This is a genomic window from Yersinia similis, assembly GCF_001053095.1.
Lineage (GTDB): Bacteria > Pseudomonadota > Gammaproteobacteria > Enterobacterales > Enterobacteriaceae > Yersinia > Yersinia similis.
Window position 1 is genome coordinate 49,998 of sequence record NZ_CGBP01000019.1, and the last position, 18,040, is coordinate 68,037.

The window sequence follows — 18,040 nt, forward strand, 5'->3', positions numbered from 1 at the left end:
CAAAATCATCAATTGTTAAATTTATTCAAGTTACCTTGAGCCGCTAATGGCTTGGAGACCTTTTTAGATAAACGAGCCGTATTAACTGAATACCAGGCCCACAGCAAATAGGATATTGGTCAGTAAGGCAGCTTTCACCATCTGCTCAAGCATGGGACGCATACCCGTTGCGGTAGGGTCCCGCAAAACAAGCAGCGCATGTTTTCTCAGTAATGGGATCGCCAACAAAAAGATCCAACCATGCCAACTGTGCAGATGCAGAATGCTGAAGAGTGCCAGGCAGAAGATGGCGACACCGATTAACAGCGCATGATAATAGCGTGCTACGGCAGGCCCTAGACGGACTGCCAGCGTATTTTTGCCATTCGCTTTATCATTTTCGATATCGCGTAAGTTATTAATATTTAATACCGCCGTGGCCAGTAAGCCACAGGCCGTGGCGGGCAGCATGACGATGCTATCAAAGTGGCCAGCTTGAAGATAATAGGTCCCAGCGACGCTTAGCCAACCGAAGAATACCAATACCGAAATATCACCCAATCCCATATAACCATAGGGTTTGCTCCCCACGGTGTAAGTAATGGCGGCAACAATCGCCATCAAACCAAGCAGTAAAAACCCAAGAATATCGCTGGGCTTTTCACAGGCGACGGCAATGAGGGCGATACCTGAAATGATTGTTAAGATCACGGTGATAATTAGCGCCACTTTCATTTGCTGGTGGCTAATCATCCCTTTTTGCATACCGCGTAATGGCCCAATACGTTCTTCGGTATCGCTGCCTTTCGCAGCATCGCCATAGTCGTTAGCCAGATTGGACAGGATTTGCAGCAGGCCGGCAGTTAATAGGGCTAATAGTGCCACGGCCGGTTTAAAACTATCGAGCCAGACAGCCAAGGCTGAACCGGTAACGATAGAGGCGAACGCCAATGGTAGGGTGCGTGGTCGTAGGCTTTCCAGCCAAGCCTGGGTTTGGCTGGTGTTGATTGATAGGCTCATTTTTCGCTTCATTCAATAGGGGTCTGGTCCGCCTTAATATCGGCGTGTAAGAAAACGGGATCATGCCAAATGGAAATAATGTTAGTAAAATCATCATGTCAAAAAATTATGACGTTATCAAAATCATAATGCGATCAGAATCATAATACGATAAAAACAAGAGTGGGAGGCGATGCCTCCCACTCGGGATATTCCATATGGATGATTTTATCCAGCCTAGGCTGATAAAGCGAATTATAGGATAAAACGACTCAGATCTTCATCCGCAACCAGCTCATCTAAGTGCTTACCGACGTATTCCGCGTCAATAGTGATAGATTGACCGCTGCTTTCGCTGGCGTCATAGGAAATATCTTCCATCAGACGCTCTAACACCGTGTGTAAACGACGGGCACCAATATTTTCGGTACGTTCGTTCACCTGCCATGCCGCTTCAGCAATTTTACGGATACCTTCGCGAGTAAACTCGATGGTCACGCCTTCGGTCGCCATCAGCGCTTTATACTGTTCGGTTAATGAAGCACTTGGCTCGGTCAAGATGCGTTCAAAATCATCTGTTGTCAGCGCTTGTAACTCTACGCGGATTGGCAAACGGCCTTGCAATTCCGGGATCAAGTCTGATGGACTGGAAACCTGGAACGCGCCGGATGCAATAAACAGAATATGGTCAGTCTTCACCATGCCGTGCTTGGTTGAGACGGTACAACCTTCAACCAGCGGCAGTAAGTCACGCTGCACCCCTTCACGGGAAACATCTGGGCCGGAAGTCTGGCCACGTTTACAGATTTTATCGATCTCATCAATAAACACGATACCGTGTTGTTCAACCGCATCAATCGCTTGCTGTTTCAGCTCTTCTGGATTAACCAGTTTTGCCGCTTCTTCTTCAATCAGTAGCTTGAGTGCTTCTTTGATTTTGATTTTGCGCGGTTTCTGTTTCTGGCCAGCGATATTCTGGAACATGGATTGTAACTGATTCGTCATCTCTTCCATGCCAGGAGGTGCCATGATTTCAACCCCCATCGGGGCCGCAGCCAGATCTATTTCAATCTCTTTATCATCCAATTGGCCTTCACGCAGCTTCTTACGGAAAGTTTGACGGGTGGCAGAAGGCTCCTGTGATTCATCCGGTACGCCCCAGTTATTTTTGGCGGGTGGGATGAGCACATCCAAAATGCGTTCTTCGGCCAATTCTTCCGCCCGATAGCGCATCTTCTCGATAGACTGATGGCGAACCATTTTTACAGCCGCATCGGTTAGATCGCGGATGATAGAGTCTACTTCTTTACCAACATAACCCACTTCGGTGAATTTAGTGGCTTCAACTTTGATGAACGGTGCATTAGCCAATTTAGCCAGACGGCGGGCAATTTCAGTTTTACCCACACCGGTTGGCCCGATCATCAGAATATTTTTAGGTGTCACTTCGTGGCGCAGCTCTTCGTTAAGCTGCATACGGCGCCAGCGGTTACGCAGGGCGATAGCCACCGCACGCTTGGCTTTATCTTGGCCGATGATGTGGCTATCAAGTTCGCTAACTATTTCGCGTGGGGTCATTTCAGACATATCATTCTATCCTTACGCTCTGTACGTTAATTATGCACTGTACATTAATCATGTAGTACGTTTAGTACGTTAATTCTTCAATGGTTTGGAAGCGGTTGGTATAGATACAAATATCCCCCGCAATGCTCAGTGATTTCTCAACGATATCTCGCGCACCTAATTCAGTATTTTCTAACAACGCACGTGCTGCTGATTGGGCATAAGGCCCACCGGAGCCAATGGCAATCAGATCATCTTCAGGTTGAACCACATCACCGTTACCAGTAATGATCAGCGAAGCGGTTTCATCGGCAACAGCCAGTAACGCTTCAAGCTTGCGCAGCATGCGGTCGGTACGCCAGTCTTTGGCTAGCTCAACAGCGGCTTTCGTCAGGTGCCCTTGATGCATTTCCAGCTTGCGCTCAAATAACTCGAACAGAGTAAAGGCATCAGCAGTACCACCCGCAAAACCAGCAATAACCTTGTTGTTATAAAGACGGCGGACTTTTTTGGCATTACCTTTCATCACGGTATTGCCCAAAGTGACTTGGCCATCGCCACCAATAACGACATGACCATCACGGCGTACACTTACAATTGTTGTCACGAGCGGACCCTCGTTGCAGACTGAATGAGTCCCCGTACTGCCTGTTAAAAAACAGTACGGGGTATATTGAGATTATAAATGGGGGAGGATTAAGGCTTTTCAACCCCCAACAGAGAGGGGAATGCATCCTGATTGACCTGCACCTTGCAAACGCTGTAAGGCTTTATCTGCGGCAGCCTTACTATTGTAAGGGCCAAGCACCACGCGATTCCAGCCACCGCCCGAGGTAATACGGCTTTCGATACCCTCAAATGCCAATTGGGCGCGGATAGATTCTGCCTGATCAGCGGCTTTGAATGAGCCACATTGCACCATCCAGCGTTGTGCTTTTTCTTTCTCTTTTTCCACTTTAGGCGGTGTAACGGCCTGAGTCACCGGCGCGGCAGGTTGTGTACGCACGGGGGCTGGTACTTGAGGTTGTGCAGGGGCAGTGGTTTGACGCGGCGGTGTTACCGGTTGCGGTTGCACATTGGTGGCCGGTGGTTTGATGGTTACCGCTGAGCGTGGAACCTGCTGCATACCTTGGTTATAGGGAACCTCTGAAAGTTGCGTCGGTTGTTGACGCATATCTGCCTGCATCTGCTCCAGTAACTGACGTTGCTCATTGGTCAGCTGTGTTTTGGAATTCACGTCACCACCAGCAGAAGGCTCTGTTGGCATGGGTACGCCAATCTGACGATTTTCCAATTCTTTAATATAACGCCAGCGTTCTTCCGGTTTTGGTGGTAGCCCATTCCCGGTACGCGGGTCATGATTTGGTAATAGCGGAAGCTCACCCGGTTTGTTATGAGTGATAAAATAGAGGCCACCAACAAACACCACTAATAGCGCGACAGCCAGTGCCATCACGGTTTTAGATACTATTGGAGCACTGCGTTTTTTCCGGCTGGTGCTTTTGCGCCGCGCTCCTGAGCGCCCTCGGCTTACATAATCTCTTTGTGCCACAATCGTTTCGCTGCGTCGTAATGATGGAGTAAGTCCGTCATGTTACTGAACCCTTGAATATTTGCCTAGTGTTTAGGCGCAGCAGTACTTTCCCTGATGATTAATTCGGTATCTAACAAGCGGGAGCCACTTTGTACTGAATGCCCTTGCAGTTGCTCCAGTAATAGTAACATGGCTTGTTGGCCAATCTGGTAACGGGGTTGTGCGACGGTAGTCAACGGGGGGTCACAAAACTGTGACAGTTTCAGATCGTCAAAGCCAACCAGCGAGACATCCTGCGGGATGCGTAACCCTAATTGCTTCGCCTGCCAGATAGCCCCTACGGCCATGACATCATTGTGAGAAAATATCGCAGTGGGGGGATGGGGCAGCGCCATAAGGGCCGCAAAGGTTTGGGCACCCGCTTCGTAGCTGAAATCCCCGCGTATAATATAGTCATTATCGACAGCAATACCATTACGACGCAGTGCCTGAATATAACCTTGTAACCGATAATGGCTCAGCGGCAGGCTTTCTGGTCCGGCGATACACGCAATGCGTTTATGGCCCAACTCATGCAAATAGTTAACGGCTTCATAAGCGGCGGTCAGGTTATCGATATGTACGGTCGGTAACTCCAACTCAGGAGCAAATTCATTCGCCATGACCATCGGGGGTAAATTTCGTTGCTCTTCTTTACTGGCATCAAACGGCAGATTAGAGCCTAACAGCAGCATGCCATCGATCTGTTTGGTGATAATCAGATTAACAAATGTGCGCTCTTGCTGGGTTTGTTGTGCGCAATCACCAATTAATATCAGATAGCCTTGTTGAGCGGCTGCGTACTCAATGCCCTGAATGACGTCGGCAAAAAATGGGTCACTGATATCGGGTACGATCACCAGAATCGTACGTGATTCATTACGCTTAATATTACGGGACAAAGCATGAGGAGAATAACCAACAGCCAAAACGGCCTGTTCCACTTTTTGTCGGGTCACGGTTGAAACCTTTTCAGGGTTCATCAAAGCGCGTGACACGGTTGCTGTTGATACACCTGCCATTTCAGCAACATCTTTCATCGTGGTCATCGTGAATTCTTTCTTATTTTCCAACGCCCTTCTCCTTACTCTAGCTCCGAGCCAGTAAGCGCGCTCATAGACTTTTATGGCCGTGTTGTTTCGGTTAAATGCTGACTTGCCGTCATTCTATACAGATAGTGGGGGTAATTTGTTACCTAATTTGCATAAAAAATGTGACGTAAGTAGGTTTTTTCGAACTGGCTCGCAGAAAGCAGGGTAAACGATTGCTTCGAGGGGCCGATCAGACAATAAAAGATCTGACTATCCCCTTTTTCTTGAAGCTGCAAGGGATTCGCCATATCCCCTCACCTGAATCACTTTCGCGTCAGTTCATCGGGATTTATTCGCTGTTCATCTACCGCGTTTAATGATTTTGGGTATAAATATCAACTATCGATAGGGTCGACATCTATTGTCCATTTCACTTTGCGCGCCTGAGGTAGGGTACTGATTAATGGCTGAGAGGTTTTAATCAGCCGTTGCAGCAATTGCCGTGAGGGATGTTGTAGCAATAACTGCCAGCGGAAGCGTCCTCCCCGTTTGGCTTGTAACGCCGGAACTGGCCCCATAATCCATAACGCATCATCTTTGAGGGGGCTGGCCTCCAGCAAATTACGTAATTGTTGCAGGAAGAGGGTTGATTGTTGGTTATCGTGGTCTTCACTGCGCACGATAATATGGCTGGTATAAGGCGGTAAAAATACGCTTTTACGCTCTTCTAGCGCTTGCTTGGCAAACGCATCGTAGCCCTGCTGTAACAGAATTTGCAGCAGGGGATGCTCGGGGTGGTGAGTTTGTAAAATCACTTCCCCTTGTTTACCCGCCCGGCCCGCCCGGCCTGAGACCTGCGTATAAAGCTGGGCAAAGCGCTCGGCTGAGCGGAAATCCGCTGAAAACAGAGCGCCATCAACATCCAGTAGCGCCACCAAGGTGACATCGGGGAAGTGGTGCCCTTTGGCTAACATTTGTGTACCAATCAAAATGCGTGCGCCACCTTGGTGAACATCCGCCAGATGTTGCTCCAGCGAGCCTTTACGGCTGGTTGTATCGCGGTCAATGCGGGTTATTGGTGTTTCTGGAAATAGCGGTGCCAGTTCATTTTCCAACTGTTCTGTCCCTACGCCAACGGAGACCAGATGGGTAGAGCCGCATTTTGGACATTGCTGAGGCACAGGCCGTTGGCTGTCACAGTGGTGGCAGCGTAACTGACGGTGGTTTTGATGCAGTGTGTAATAGTGGTCGCAGCGCTGACATTCGGCAATCCAGCCACATTCGTGACACAACAGGGCAGGTGCATAGCCACGGCGGTTGAGGAATAAAATCACCTGATTACCCGCTTGCAGGTGCGTTTTTATCCGTTTCAGCAGTGGTTGAGAGAGGCCGACTTTCAATGGCAGGCCTTTTAGATCCAGCAAATGTTGTGCCGCAGGTTTGGCACTCCCTGCGCGTTTGGTCAGGGTTAGCTGGCGGTATTTACCCACTTGTACGTTATGCAGAGTCTCAAGCGCGGGAGTTGCCGTGCCCATGACGATCGGAATACTCTCTTCGCGGGCGCGAAATACTGCTAAATCCCTGGCATGATAACGCCAACCTTCCTGCTGTTTATAAGAGCTGTCATGTTCTTCATCAATAATGATGACGCCAAGGCGTGAAAACGGCGTAAATAAGGCCGAGCGGGTCCCAATCACAATCGCCGTCTCACCACTACGTGCTCGCAACCAGACGGATAAGCGCTCACTGTCGTTCAAGCCTGAATGGAGAACCTCAACCGGTGCATTAAACCGTTCACGAAAACGGGCGATGGTCTGTGGGGTCAGGCCAATTTCAGGCACCAGAATTAGGGCCTGACGGCCCTGTGCCAGAATATTTTCCAGTACGCTCAGGTAAACTTCGGTTTTACCTGAACCCGTAACACCCGCCAGCAACCAAGCGGCAAATTGGTTATCTTCGCTACGAATAGCCCCGACGGCGGTTGCCTGTTCAGTATTAAGCCGTAGGCGTTCCCCCAGAACTGAAAAGCCGTGACGCCAGTCGGTGGTTGCGGCTTCCTGCGCACACAGATCAATCAACCCTTTACTGCGTAATGCCTGTAATGCACTTTCAGTTAATGCCATTTCATTAATCTGATGGCGATAAACTGGTTTCTGCAACAATGCAGCAAGCGCTTGCTGCTGCTTGGGCGCGCGTTTTAAGCTTTCTGGCGGTGTAGCGCGGCCTTGCTCGGTGACAAACCATTGCCATAACGGTGCTGACTGGGCGGATCTCCCCTGACGTAACAAAATTGGTAGTGCATGAAACAGCACTTCGCCTATCGGATAATGGTAATACTCGGTTGCCCAGCAGAGAATACGCCACAGGCTAGGGGGAAATAAGCTGTGATTATCTAAAATGGCATCAATGGTTTTGAGTTGTTCAAGCGGAAAGGTGCTGGTATCACTGATACCCACGACGATACCAATAGCTTTGCGTTTACCAAATGGCACACTGACGCGGGCCCCTACGACAGGGCAGGCCATGGCACTGTCTAAGCGGTAATCGAAGGTACGGGCCAGTGGTACGGGTAATGCCACTTGAACAACTGACATGTGATGTCATCCTAAATAAAGAGATTGGCCTGAATAAAAAAAGATTGAACAGTTTACACCGCATGCTTCACAATGTGCGGATTCGATTGCGCGGTTTAGTCAAATTCTGTATGATTCGCCGCCTTTGATATAATTTGATATCAAATCCTGTTAACAAGCGTTGCTTATTTTATCAGCGATTGTTATTTGTCAATCGTGTGGTGTCTAGCGGAACAGGGCTGGATAGCGACACGGCCTAATATAGAGGTTTCCATGAAACAAGGTATCCACCCTAAATACGAACAAGTTACTGCTTCTTGCTCTTGCGGTAACGTTATCAAGATCAACTCTACTGTTGGTCATGATCTGAACCTGGACGTGTGCGGCGAATGCCACCCGTTCTACACTGGCAAGCAGCGTGATGTTGCTTCTGGTGGCCGTGTTGACCGCTTTAACAAACGTTTCAGCGTGCCGGGTGCGAAGAAGTAATTATCGCCCGTCAGATAAAAAGGCGCCTTGGGCGCCTTTTTGTTTTTTTTTTTTTGCCAGCGTTAAACCACCTCCTATGGAGGTAGTGATCGTTTTATGGCGGCCGTGATAGCATCCGGTCTCATATACCCCATCACTCAACACCCTATTTGGTATACGTGCTATCAAGGCACCAGTACCGCCATCACCTTCTGCCTGAGCTAACAATATGATTGAGTATAAACCTATTGGCTATTGTAATATTTTCCCAATCTGAGGAAAGGGATGGGTAAGAAGAGATAAAATAAGTCATTATTAACTGGCTAAATAATAAATAAATCTAACAAGTTAATAATGTGGGCCACTTTGTGAGTCTGGCATGATAGATAATAGGTTGGCGACGTCTGATTATTATAATTAAATTTTACGACGCATACTCTGATGATTCTTTTGCACGTGAAGAAAAAATGGCTAAGCATGATTGTCATAGTTAGCCATTGTTTGTTGTGTGTAGTAGAAATGTTAATTGTAGTAGAAACGTTAATTTAGCGAAAAGACTAATCTTCAGCTTTCAATTGATCTTTTACTTTTTTGAACAATGAGGCAGATTCAGTATCTGAAGACATTGTGCTGTCGCGGGTATTTTTTTGTACGGCAATAGCACCAAATAGGGTCATAAAGAACGTCACCCCATAAAAGCCTTTTTCACTCAGAGCTAAAGTAGCATTCCATAGGCCGACACACAGTAACAGAACGGCTACTATAAACGCGACCCAACATAAACCGTAATAAATTGAAGTGATTGTCATGCCTTCCAACTTATCACGGACGGTTTTTTGCAAAGAAACGGCGGAGAACAGGCCGAGTATCAATACTGCAAAATAATAGCCTCGTTCATTCAATTGCATATCTGCATTCCACAGACCAATCAGAAAAATAACAAAACCACCTAATAGCGCCAACCAAGAGGCTGCGGTAAAGGCGGCGGAGGGTTTCGCATAAATTGGGTTCATATTTAAATCCATTCATTAAATTAGACATCAAATTTTTTAATGGAAAGTTAGTGATATCTAACCATTTAAAAAGTGGTTATATCCCAATAATTCGTAGCAGTAAAATAATAATTGATAATATGCTTTTTTATCGAGATATACGCGGAGGGATATTGAATAAGAATGTTCTTATATAACATGCCAATGTGGCTAAGACTATTCTTGATTTATGATTGAATATAAAGAAGGGAAATACAGGTAACTACCACAGATAATACATTTTTATCTAAACTAAGGCGCTTAGAGCACCTTGATATATTCTGCCACCTGGATTCATGGTGATTTATGAACCCAGGTGATAGCTGGAAATCAATATTCCCAGGTGTCAGGGTCAACACCCAATTCACGCATTAAAATTTTCGCGGCTTCCGGGATCTCATCACTGCGTTCTTTACGCAGGTCTTCATCATTCGGTAGCGGCTGACCAGTAAATGCATGCAAAAAGGCCTCACACAACAATTCACTGTTGGTGGCATGGCGCAGGTTATTCACCTGACGGCGGGTCCGCTCATCGGTGAGGATTTTTAACACTTTCAACGGAATGGATACCGTGATTTTTTTGACCTGCTCGCTTTTCTTGCCGTGTTCAGCGTAAGGGCTGACATACTCGCCGTTCCACTCAGCCATGGGATACCTTAAATTTGTCGGAAAAACACAATATTCTGAAAACTGGCTAATTATGCCCGATTTTCACTGTTCTCACTAAATAAATGTCGATTTTACTGGATCAATATCACCGAAATACCCTTCGTACTTGCCGTTGTCGCTGCTCTTAGCTCGTCCGAATCACTGACTTGAGCCAATTCACTCGTTGTTGTGCCACAACGCTAATAACTTTGGATATAAAAATCACGTTGCATATAAAACCTCTATAATTTTAGCGGTTATTATTCCATTGCTCAATCTATACGCAAAGAAGTTTAGATGTCCAGATGTATTGACGTCCGTAATTTGTGCGTCTACTCTGGCGTAACATTTTCTCGATCCCGGCTGGTGGAAATCAATATGACGCGTAAACAGGCAACAATAGCAGTCCGTAGCGGGTTGAATGATGACGAGCAATACGGCTGCGTTGTCCCCCCGATTCACCTTTCCAGTACTTACAATTTCATCGATTTTAATCAGCCGCGCACGCATGACTATTCACGTCGTGGTAATCCAACGCGTGATGTTGTCCAGCGGGCGCTGGCTGAATTGGAAGGGGGGGCTGGTGCCGTCATGACTAGCAGCGGGATGTCGGCGATTCATTTGGTTTGCACCACATTCTTGCAGCCGGGTGACCTACTCGTCGCCCCACATGACTGCTACGGTGGCAGTTACCGTTTATTTGACAGCTTGAGCAAGCGTGGTGCGTATCGGGTGCTGTTTGTTGATCAGGGCGATGAAGCAGCACTGGACCGCGCATTGGCGGAGAAACCGAAGTTGGTCTTGATTGAAACACCGAGTAATCCATTGCTACGGGTTGTTGATATTGCCGCCATCTGCCAAGCCGCACGTGCTGCTGGTGCACTGACGGTTTGTGATAACACCTTCCTCAGCCCAGCCTTACAGCAGCCTCTCTCTCTCGGGGCCGACTTAGTGGTGCACTCCTGTACCAAATATCTAAATGGTCACTCTGATGTGGTGGCTGGCGCTGTTATTGCGAAAGATCCAGAACTGGCCGTCGAGCTGGCATGGTGGGCAAATAATATCGGTGTAACTGGTGCTGCGTTTGACAGCTATCTACTCCTTCGCGGTTTACGCACGTTATCACCACGTATGGCTCAACAGCAGCGTAATGCGGATGACATTGTTCGTTATTTACAGCAACAGCCTTTAGTAAAAAAGCTGTATCATCCTTCCCTGCCACAACATCCCGGCCACGAAATAGCCTGCCGTCAGCAATCAGGTTTTGGTGCAATGCTCAGTTTTGAGCTGGATGGTGATGAGCAGGTCATGCGCCGTTTCCTTTCTGCCCTTGAGCTATTTACCTTGGCAGAGTCTTTGGGGGGTGTAGAAAGCCTGATTTCCCATGCAGCGACCATGACCCACGCGGGTATGGCGGTAGAAGCGCGTATTGCCGCAGGCATTACTGATAGTTTGTTGCGTATTTCCGTGGGTATTGAAGACAGTGAAGATTTGATTGCTGATTTAGACAATGCGTTCCAATTGGCAGTAACGAGGTAAGCATGAATGCAACAGCGGTAGCAGCGGCGGCAACGGGCCGTCAACTGCATAAATTTGGTGGCAGTAGCCTTGCAGATGTGAAGTGTTATCTACGGGTGGCTAATATTATGGCCAACTACAGCCACCCCGGCGATCTCATGGTAGTGTCTGCTGCCGGGAGCACGACGAATCAGTTGATCAGTTGGTTGAAACTCAGTCAAAACGACCGTCTTTCTGCTCATCAGGTACAGCAAAGTCTGCGTCGTTATCAACACGATCTGATTAATGGCTTATTGCCTCCAGAAATGGCAGAGCCATTAATCAGTGAGTTTATCCATGATTTAGAGCGCCTGGCGGGTTTGCTGGATAATAAAATTGATGATGTGATTTATGCCGAAGTGGTTGGTCATGGTGAAATTTGGTCAGCCCGCTTGATGTCCGCACTACTGAATAAGCTGGATATGGACGCCGTCTGGCTTGACGCCCGCCGTTTCCTGCGTGCAGAGCGTGCAGCGCAACCACAAATTGATGAAAGCCGCTCTTACCCGCTACTGCAACAATTAATGGCCCAACACCCTCACCAGCGTTTGGTGGTAACTGGGTTTATCTCGCGTAATGAGGCGGGCGACACGGTTTTGCTTGGTCGTAATGGCAGTGACTATTCGGCGACGCAGGTCGGGGCACTGGCCGGAGCCGAACGTGTCACCATCTGGAGTGATGTTGCTGGGGTGTACAGCGCCGATCCACGTAAAGTGAAGGACGCTTGCCTGCTACCGTTATTGCGGTTGGATGAAGCCAGTGAGCTGGCCCGCCTGGCAGCACCGGTGTTACATACCCGCACATTACAACCGGTTTCTGGTAGTGACATCGATCTGCAATTACGTTGCAGTTATCAGCCGGAGCAGGGGTCAACCCGTATTGAACGTGTGCTGGCCTCGGGATCGGGTGCCAAGATTGTGACCAGCCACGATGATGTCTGCCTCATTGAATTGCAGATTGCCAGTCACCATGATTTCTCGTCGGCGCAGAAAGAGATCGATCTACTGCTCAAACGTGCACAAATAAAGCCACTGGCTACCGGTATTCACCCTGATCGTAACCTGTTGCAACTTTGCTATACCTCAGAGGTGGTTAACAGCGCCCTACGGGTGTTAGAAGATGCCGCTCTGCCGGGGAAACTCTCTCTGCGCGAAGGGCTAGCATTGGTCGCACTGGTGGGGGCGGGTGTGAGCAAGAACCCACTGCACAGTCACCGTTTCTATCAGCAGTTGAAAGATCAGCCGGTTGAGTTTATCTGGCAGGCCGAAGACGGTATCAGTATGGTGGCCGTTCTGCGCCTTGGGCCGACTGAACACCTGATTCAGGGGTTGCACCAGTCGTTGTTCCGGGCGGAAAAACGTATCGGTCTGATGCTATTTGGCAAAGGCAACATTGGTGCCCGCTGGCTGGAGCTATTTTCCCGTGAGCAGAAGAGTATTTCGGCCCGCAGTGGCTTTGAATTTGTGCTAGCCGGAGTGGTCGATAGCCGCCGTAGTTTGCTGAGTTACGATGGCTTGGATGCCAGCCGGACACTGGCATTTTACAACGATGAAGCCAAAGAACAGGATGAAGAATCCCTATTCTTGTGGATGCGTGCCCATCCGTTTGACGACTTGGTGGTGCTGGATGTGACCGCCAGTCAATCGCTCGCAGATCAATATCTGGATTTTGCCAGTTATGGTTTCCACGTTATCAGCGCGAACAAACTAGCGGGGGCTTCAAGCAGCAATAATTACCGCCAAATCCGCGATGCGTTTGCGAAAACTGGCCGGCACTGGTTGTATAACGCCACGGTAGGCGCGGGGTTACCGGTTAACCATACGGTGCGTGATCTGCGTGACAGTGGCGACAGTATCTTAGCGATAAGCGGCATTTTCTCTGGCACGCTCTCTTGGTTATTCCTGCAATTTGATGGTTCAGTACCTTTTACCGAGCTGGTGGATCAAGCCTGGCAGCAAGGTCTGACAGAACCTGACCCACGGGTCGATCTCTCTGGTCAGGATGTAATGCGTAAGTTGGTGATTTTAGCCCGTGAAGCGGGTTACGACATCGAACCGAATCAGGTTCGAGTGGAATCATTGGTGCCTGCTGGTGCAGAGAGTGGGTCGGTTGATCAATTCTTTGAAAACGGTGAGGCATTAAATCAGCAAATGATTCAGCGCTTAGAAGCTGCAAAGGAGATGGGTTTGGTATTACGCTACGTGGCACGCTTTGATGCTAATGGTAAGGCGCGGGTGGGCGTTGAAGCGGTACGTACCGACCATCCGTTGGCGTCTTTGCTACCGTGCGATAACGTTTTTGCTATTGAGAGCCGCTGGTATCGTGATAATCCATTGGTGATTCGCGGCCCAGGCGCTGGCCGTGATGTGACCGCTGGGGCGATTCAATCTGATTTAAATCGCCTATCACAACTGTTGTAATCTGCTGCTATTCGCCTCTTCTACTCTGCGCAGGAGAGGCGCAATCCCCTGCTAATCACCAATATGAATTTTTCACGTATTGCGTGTGAATATTAATCATCACCCTAAATCCATTTAAACATTGACACTTTAGCCAACTTCCGTCATTTTCTATTTAGACGTCTAAACGTATAGACGCTCATAAGTAATGACAAATAACATAAGTCGTCATAACGGCAATGGAGTAACAGGGTATGAGTTTTTTTCACGCAAACCAGCGAGAAGCGCTGAACCAGAGTCTGTCTGAGCTACAAGGTCAGATTAATGTTTCTTTTGAGTTCTTCCCGCCGCGTACCAGCGAGATGGAGGATACCCTGTGGAGCTCGATTGATCGTCTTAGCACGTTGAAACCTAAATTTGTTTCAGTGACCTATGGGGCGAACTCGGGTGAGCGTGACCGTACTCACAGCATCATCAAAGGGATTAAGGAGCGTACAGGCCTGGAAGCTGCGCCGCATCTGACCTGTATTGATGCTTCTCCGACTCAGTTGCGTGATATCGCGACTGACTACTGGAATAGCGGTATCCGGCATATCGTTGCCTTACGGGGGGATTTGCCGCCTAACAGTGGAAAACCCGAAATGTATGCCTGCGATTTGGTGGGGTTGCTGAAAGATGTGGGTGATTTTGATATCTCCGTGGCGGCGTACCCAGAAGTTCATCCAGAAGCGAAAAGCGCCCAAGCTGATTTGATCAATCTGAAGCGTAAGATTGATGCAGGTGCTAACCGGGCCATCACCCAGTTTTTCTTTGACGTTGAGAGTTACCTGCGTTTTCGTGACCGCTGTGTTGCCACCGGGATTGACGTTGAGATCGTACCGGGTATTTTGCCGGTGTCTAATTTTAAGCAGTTACAGCGTTTTGCCACTATGACCAATGTACGGGTCCCAAACTGGATGACGAGCATTTTTGATGGATTGGATGATGATCCTGAAACGCGCAAAATGGTTGGAGCATCGGTCGCGATGGATATGGTGAAGATCCTCAGCCGCGAAGGGGTGAAGGATTTCCATTTTTATACTTTGAATCGGGCTGAGTTGAGTTATGCGATTTGTCATACTCTAGGGGTGAGGCCTTAGTTTTTTAAAGGGGGGAAGGGGAATGTTTTTAATCTCCTCACCCTCACCCCAAAAATACCAAAAGATAACTGGGGGAATCTCTTCCCCCCTAAATCCTAACCGGTATTCCGCATCCCCGCGGCCACACCGGCAATGGTTACCATCAACGCCTGTTCAACACAGGCATCAGGGTGCTCTTGCTGGCGTGAACGGTGCAACAGCTCGGCTTGCAGTACGTTTAATGGATCGGTGTACACGTTACGCAACGCGATGGACTCGGCAATCCATGGCAAGTCAGCCATCAAATGGTCATCGTTGGCGATAGCCAACACCACTTTAATATCAGCTGCCAGTTGGTCACGTAGTTGCTGACCTAATGGCCACAGCGATTTATCCACTAAACGCTGATCATAATATTCTGCCAGCCACAAATCGGCTTTGGCGAAGACCATCTCCAGCATACCAATGCGGGTCGAGAAGAACGGCCAGTCACGGCACATGGTAGCGAGTACATCTCGCTTACCTGCATCGATCGCTTTCTGCAAACCCGCACCGGCACCTAACCAGGCAGGGAGCATCAGACGGTTTTGTGTCCAGGCGAAAATCCATGGGATCGCCCGCAGACTTTCTACTCCACCGTTCGGGCGGCGTTTGGCTGGGCGAGAACCCAATGGCAGCTTGCCTAATTCCAATTCCGGCGTCGCAGAACGGAAGTAACGGACGAACTCTGGGTTTTCACGAACGTAGCCGCGATACATGTCGCAAGAGGCGTCTGACAGCAGATCCATCACTTCAATCCACTCTTTCTTCGGCTCTGGCGGCGGTAGCAGATTGGCTTCCAGAATCGCACCTGCGTACAGCGCCAGGCTGCTGATAGTGACTTCCGGTAGCCCAAACTTAAAGCGAATCATCTCGCCTTGTTCGGTAACCCGTAAGCCGCCTTTCAGACTGCCTGGAGGCTGAGAGAGCAATGCCGCATGGGCTGGCGCACCGCCACGACCGATAGACCCCCCACGGCCATGGAACAATGTCAGCATAATACCGGCTTTCTCACAGGTTTTAATCAGTGCATCCTGCGCCCGGTATTGTGCCCACGAGGCCGCCATAACACCGGCGTCTTTTGCCGAGTCAGAATAGCCAATCATCACCATCTGCTTGCCTTGGATCAGGCCACGATACCAATCGATACCCAGTAACTGGGTCATGACATCGTCAGCGTTGTTCAGGTCATCGAGGGTCTCGAATAGCGGGGCGACAGGTAGAGTGAATGGGCAACCCGCTTCTTTCAGTAACAAATGTACAGCCAGCACGTCTGACGGCACTTTCGCCATGGAGATAACATAAGCAGCGATAGAACCTTGCGGTGCTTCAGCAATCACCCGACAGGTTTCCAGCACTTCTTGTGTCTCGGCGCTAGGCTCCCATTTTAGAGGAACCAGTGGGCGCTTGGAGTTCAGCTCGCGTACCAGGAAAGCTTGCTTGTCCGATTCAGACCAACTCTCATAATCGCCAAGACCCAGATAACGGGTCAGCTCCGCGATAGCATCAGTATGACGGGTACTTTCCTGACGCACATCAATGCGCACCAATGGCACACCAAAACAACGCACGCGGCGCAGGGTATCCAACAACTGGCCGTTGGCGATGATTTCCATGCCACAGGCTTTCAGCGACTGATAACAGGCATAAAGCGGTTCCCACAGTTGGTCATTACTGACCAGTAAATCGTGTGGTGGTAATACGCGCTCGCCCTTCAGGCGCGCTTCCAGATAAGTCTGGGTATTGGTCAATTGGGTACGAACGTTCTTCATCAGTTGGCGATAAGGTTCGAGTACCTCTTCACCACCGGCTAACTCACGTAACTCCGGGGTACATTCCGACATAGAAAGTTCAGACACCAGTACCTGAATATCACGCAGGAATAAATCGGTGGCTTTCCAACGGCTGAGTAGCAGCACATGGCGAGTAATTTCAGCCGTTACATTCGGGTTACCATCGCGGTCACCGCCCATCCATGAGGTAAAGCGAATAGGTACCGCTTCCACCGGTAGACGGTAATCAAGGGAGTTCTCTAACTGCTCGTTAAACTCACGCAAAAATGCAGGGACACCTTCCCACAGGCTGTTCTCCACGACGGCAAAGCCCCATTTGGCTTCATCAACAGGCGATGGGCGCAGTTTGCGAATTTCGTCGGTATGCCACGATTGTGCAACTAACTGCCGTAAACGACGCATGATTTTGTTGCGTTCGTAATCGGCTAAATCATTGTGATCCAACTGACTTAGGCAGGTATTCACTTCAACCAGTTTATGGATCAACGTGCGACGGGTAATTTCGGTTGGGTGGGCAGTCAAAACCAACTCAATCGACAAATCGTCAACCGCGCTGCGCATATCTTGATCGCTCAGCTTCTTATCTTTTAAGCGGGTAAATAGTTGAGCCAGAGCTTCCGGATTACTCGCGGCTTCACCATGTGGTGAAATACTATGGTATTGCTCTGCCGTATTCGTCAGATTAAGGAATTGGCTAAAGGCACGGGCGACCGGCAGTAGCTCATCGTTGGAAAGATTTTGCAGTGTGGTCAGTAATTCTTGACGGCTTGCTTCATTACCCGCACGCGAAGATTTGGATAATTTCCGGATGGTTTCTACTCTATCAAGAATGTGCTCTCCCAACGCTTCCTTGATGGTGTCTCCGAGTAGTGTGCCGAGCATACTGACGTTACTTCGCATTGCGGAATATTGTTCGTTCATATGACCCCTGACCTATTTATCCTTCGTGTTTGAAGCCGCAGGATTGCTAGCTATGTTCACTCACCCGAATTACCTGTCGTTGATCTTACTTAAATAAACACATCGGGATTCATTCACTTGCTGTCTACCTACAACGCCAACTACGTTGAATATACGATTTCTTTTTGTAAATTAGTTTCACCTAAAAGGCAGAGATGGACAACTCCACTCGCCACGTTCAATTCCATACCCCAATTGACACTATTTTCAGTAAAAAAACATCAATTTTAGGGATATTTCTGAAATTTAATTACTGAGGTTAGATTATCAGTCTGGCTTATCGGCAATATTGATCACCTACCCCAT

General features: G+C 48.8%; 14 protein-coding genes. 4 read left to right on the forward strand and 10 right to left on the reverse strand.

Annotated elements, in window-relative coordinates; all coding sequences use genetic code 11:
* Positions 1 to 81 precede the first annotated feature (81 nt).
* The 7 genes from AC971_RS14315 to priA all read right to left on the reverse strand — a co-directional run bounded on the left by AC971_RS14315 (position 82) and on the right by priA (position 7,742).
* Positions 82 to 999 carry a 1,4-dihydroxy-2-naphthoate polyprenyltransferase gene (locus AC971_RS14315; protein ID WP_025382070.1) on the reverse strand — a complete coding sequence of 306 codons (918 nt, stop codon included), beginning with the start codon at positions 997 to 999 and terminating at the stop codon, positions 82 to 84.
* A gap of 234 nt (positions 1,000 to 1,233) precedes the next feature.
* Positions 1,234 to 2,565, reverse strand: a complete 1,332-nt coding sequence (gene hslU, locus AC971_RS14320; protein ID WP_002208943.1) for an HslU--HslV peptidase ATPase subunit — start codon at positions 2,563 to 2,565, stop codon at positions 1,234 to 1,236.
* Positions 2,566 to 2,626: 61 nt separating this feature from the next.
* Positions 2,627 to 3,151, reverse strand: coding sequence for an ATP-dependent protease subunit HslV (gene hslV, locus AC971_RS14325; RefSeq protein WP_002208942.1), 525 nt, complete (start codon positions 3,149 to 3,151; stop codon positions 2,627 to 2,629).
* 99 nt (positions 3,152 to 3,250) lie between these two features.
* Positions 3,251 to 4,096 carry a cell division protein FtsN gene (gene ftsN / locus AC971_RS14330; RefSeq protein WP_025382071.1) on the reverse strand — a complete coding sequence of 282 codons (846 nt, stop codon included), beginning with the start codon at positions 4,094 to 4,096 and terminating at the stop codon, positions 3,251 to 3,253.
* 65 nt (positions 4,097 to 4,161) lie between these two features.
* Entirely contained in the window at positions 4,162 to 5,190 is a 1,029-nt protein-coding gene (gene cytR, locus AC971_RS14335; protein ID WP_025382072.1) for a DNA-binding transcriptional regulator CytR, read from the reverse strand.
* 122 nt (positions 5,191 to 5,312) lie between these two features.
* Positions 5,313 to 5,456, reverse strand: coding sequence for a hypothetical protein (locus tag AC971_RS25645; RefSeq protein ID WP_025382073.1), 144 nt, complete (start codon positions 5,454 to 5,456; stop codon positions 5,313 to 5,315).
* 87 nt (positions 5,457 to 5,543) lie between these two features.
* The gene (gene priA / locus AC971_RS14345) at positions 5,544 to 7,742 is read right to left on the reverse strand and encodes a primosomal protein N' (RefSeq protein ID WP_025382074.1); all 2,199 of its coding nucleotides are present in this window, start codon (positions 7,740 to 7,742) and stop codon (positions 5,544 to 5,546) included.
* Between the two features lie 252 nt (positions 7,743 to 7,994).
* Between priA and rpmE the strand changes: the two genes are divergently transcribed.
* Positions 7,995 to 8,210, forward strand: coding sequence for a 50S ribosomal protein L31 (gene rpmE, locus AC971_RS14350; protein WP_002216737.1), 216 nt, complete (start codon positions 7,995 to 7,997; stop codon positions 8,208 to 8,210).
* A gap of 536 nt (positions 8,211 to 8,746) precedes the next feature.
* On the opposite strand, the gene yiaA is transcribed toward rpmE, so the two are convergent.
* On the reverse strand, positions 8,747 to 9,202 hold the full coding sequence (gene yiaA, locus AC971_RS14360; protein ID WP_025382076.1) for an inner membrane protein YiaA: 456 nt from the start codon (positions 9,200 to 9,202) through the stop codon (positions 8,747 to 8,749).
* Between the two features lie 348 nt (positions 9,203 to 9,550).
* The gene (gene metJ, locus AC971_RS14365) at positions 9,551 to 9,868 is read right to left on the reverse strand and encodes a met regulon transcriptional regulator MetJ (protein WP_004392248.1); all 318 of its coding nucleotides are present in this window, start codon (positions 9,866 to 9,868) and stop codon (positions 9,551 to 9,553) included.
* Positions 9,869 to 10,246: 378 nt separating this feature from the next.
* On the opposite strand from metJ, the gene metB reads away from it, so the two are divergent.
* The 3 genes from metB to metF all read left to right on the forward strand — a co-directional run bounded on the left by metB (position 10,247) and on the right by metF (position 14,963).
* The gene (metB, locus tag AC971_RS14370) at positions 10,247 to 11,407 is read left to right on the forward strand and encodes a cystathionine gamma-synthase (protein WP_025382077.1); all 1,161 of its coding nucleotides are present in this window, start codon (positions 10,247 to 10,249) and stop codon (positions 11,405 to 11,407) included.
* A 2-nt stretch (positions 11,408 to 11,409) separates the two neighbouring features.
* Positions 11,410 to 13,845 carry a bifunctional aspartate kinase/homoserine dehydrogenase II gene (locus tag AC971_RS14375; protein ID WP_025382078.1) on the forward strand — a complete coding sequence of 812 codons (2,436 nt, stop codon included), beginning with the start codon at positions 11,410 to 11,412 and terminating at the stop codon, positions 13,843 to 13,845.
* Positions 13,846 to 14,078: 233 nt separating this feature from the next.
* On the forward strand, positions 14,079 to 14,963 hold the full coding sequence (metF, locus tag AC971_RS14380) for a methylenetetrahydrofolate reductase (protein WP_025382079.1): 885 nt from the start codon (positions 14,079 to 14,081) through the stop codon (positions 14,961 to 14,963).
* Positions 14,964 to 15,058: 95 nt separating this feature from the next.
* On the opposite strand, the gene ppc is transcribed toward metF, so the two are convergent.
* Positions 15,059 to 17,695 (reverse strand): phosphoenolpyruvate carboxylase, encoded by a 2,637-nt coding sequence (gene ppc, locus AC971_RS14385; RefSeq protein WP_025382080.1) that lies wholly within the window; start codon positions 17,693 to 17,695, stop codon positions 15,059 to 15,061.
* Positions 17,696 to 18,040: the final 345 nt, after the last annotated feature.

Excerpts from the sequence above, each read along its gene's own strand:
- metJ (WP_004392248.1), bottom strand. The coding sequence starts at position 9,868 with ATGGCTGAGTGGAACGGCGAGTATGTCAGCCCTTACGCTGAACACGGC.
- AC971_RS14375 (WP_025382078.1), top strand. The coding sequence starts at position 11,410 with ATGAATGCAACAGCGGTAGCAGCGGCGGCAACGGGCCGTCAACTGCAT.
- metB (WP_025382077.1), top strand. The coding sequence starts at position 10,247 with ATGACGCGTAAACAGGCAACAATAGCAGTCCGTAGCGGGTTGAATGAT.
- priA (WP_025382074.1), bottom strand. The coding sequence starts at position 7,742 with ATGTCAGTTGTTCAAGTGGCATTACCCGTACCACTGGCCCGTACCTTC.
- metF (WP_025382079.1), top strand. The coding sequence starts at position 14,079 with ATGAGTTTTTTTCACGCAAACCAGCGAGAAGCGCTGAACCAGAGTCTG.
- hslU (WP_002208943.1), bottom strand. The coding sequence starts at position 2,565 with ATGTCTGAAATGACCCCACGCGAAATAGTTAGCGAACTTGATAGCCAC.
- ppc (WP_025382080.1), bottom strand. The coding sequence starts at position 17,695 with ATGAACGAACAATATTCCGCAATGCGAAGTAACGTCAGTATGCTCGGC.
- AC971_RS14315 (WP_025382070.1), bottom strand. The coding sequence starts at position 999 with ATGAGCCTATCAATCAACACCAGCCAAACCCAGGCTTGGCTGGAAAGC.
- rpmE (WP_002216737.1), top strand. The coding sequence starts at position 7,995 with ATGAAACAAGGTATCCACCCTAAATACGAACAAGTTACTGCTTCTTGC.
- yiaA (WP_025382076.1), bottom strand. The coding sequence starts at position 9,202 with ATGAACCCAATTTATGCGAAACCCTCCGCCGCCTTTACCGCAGCCTCT.
- AC971_RS25645 (WP_025382073.1), bottom strand. The coding sequence starts at position 5,456 with ATGGCGAATCCCTTGCAGCTTCAAGAAAAAGGGGATAGTCAGATCTTT.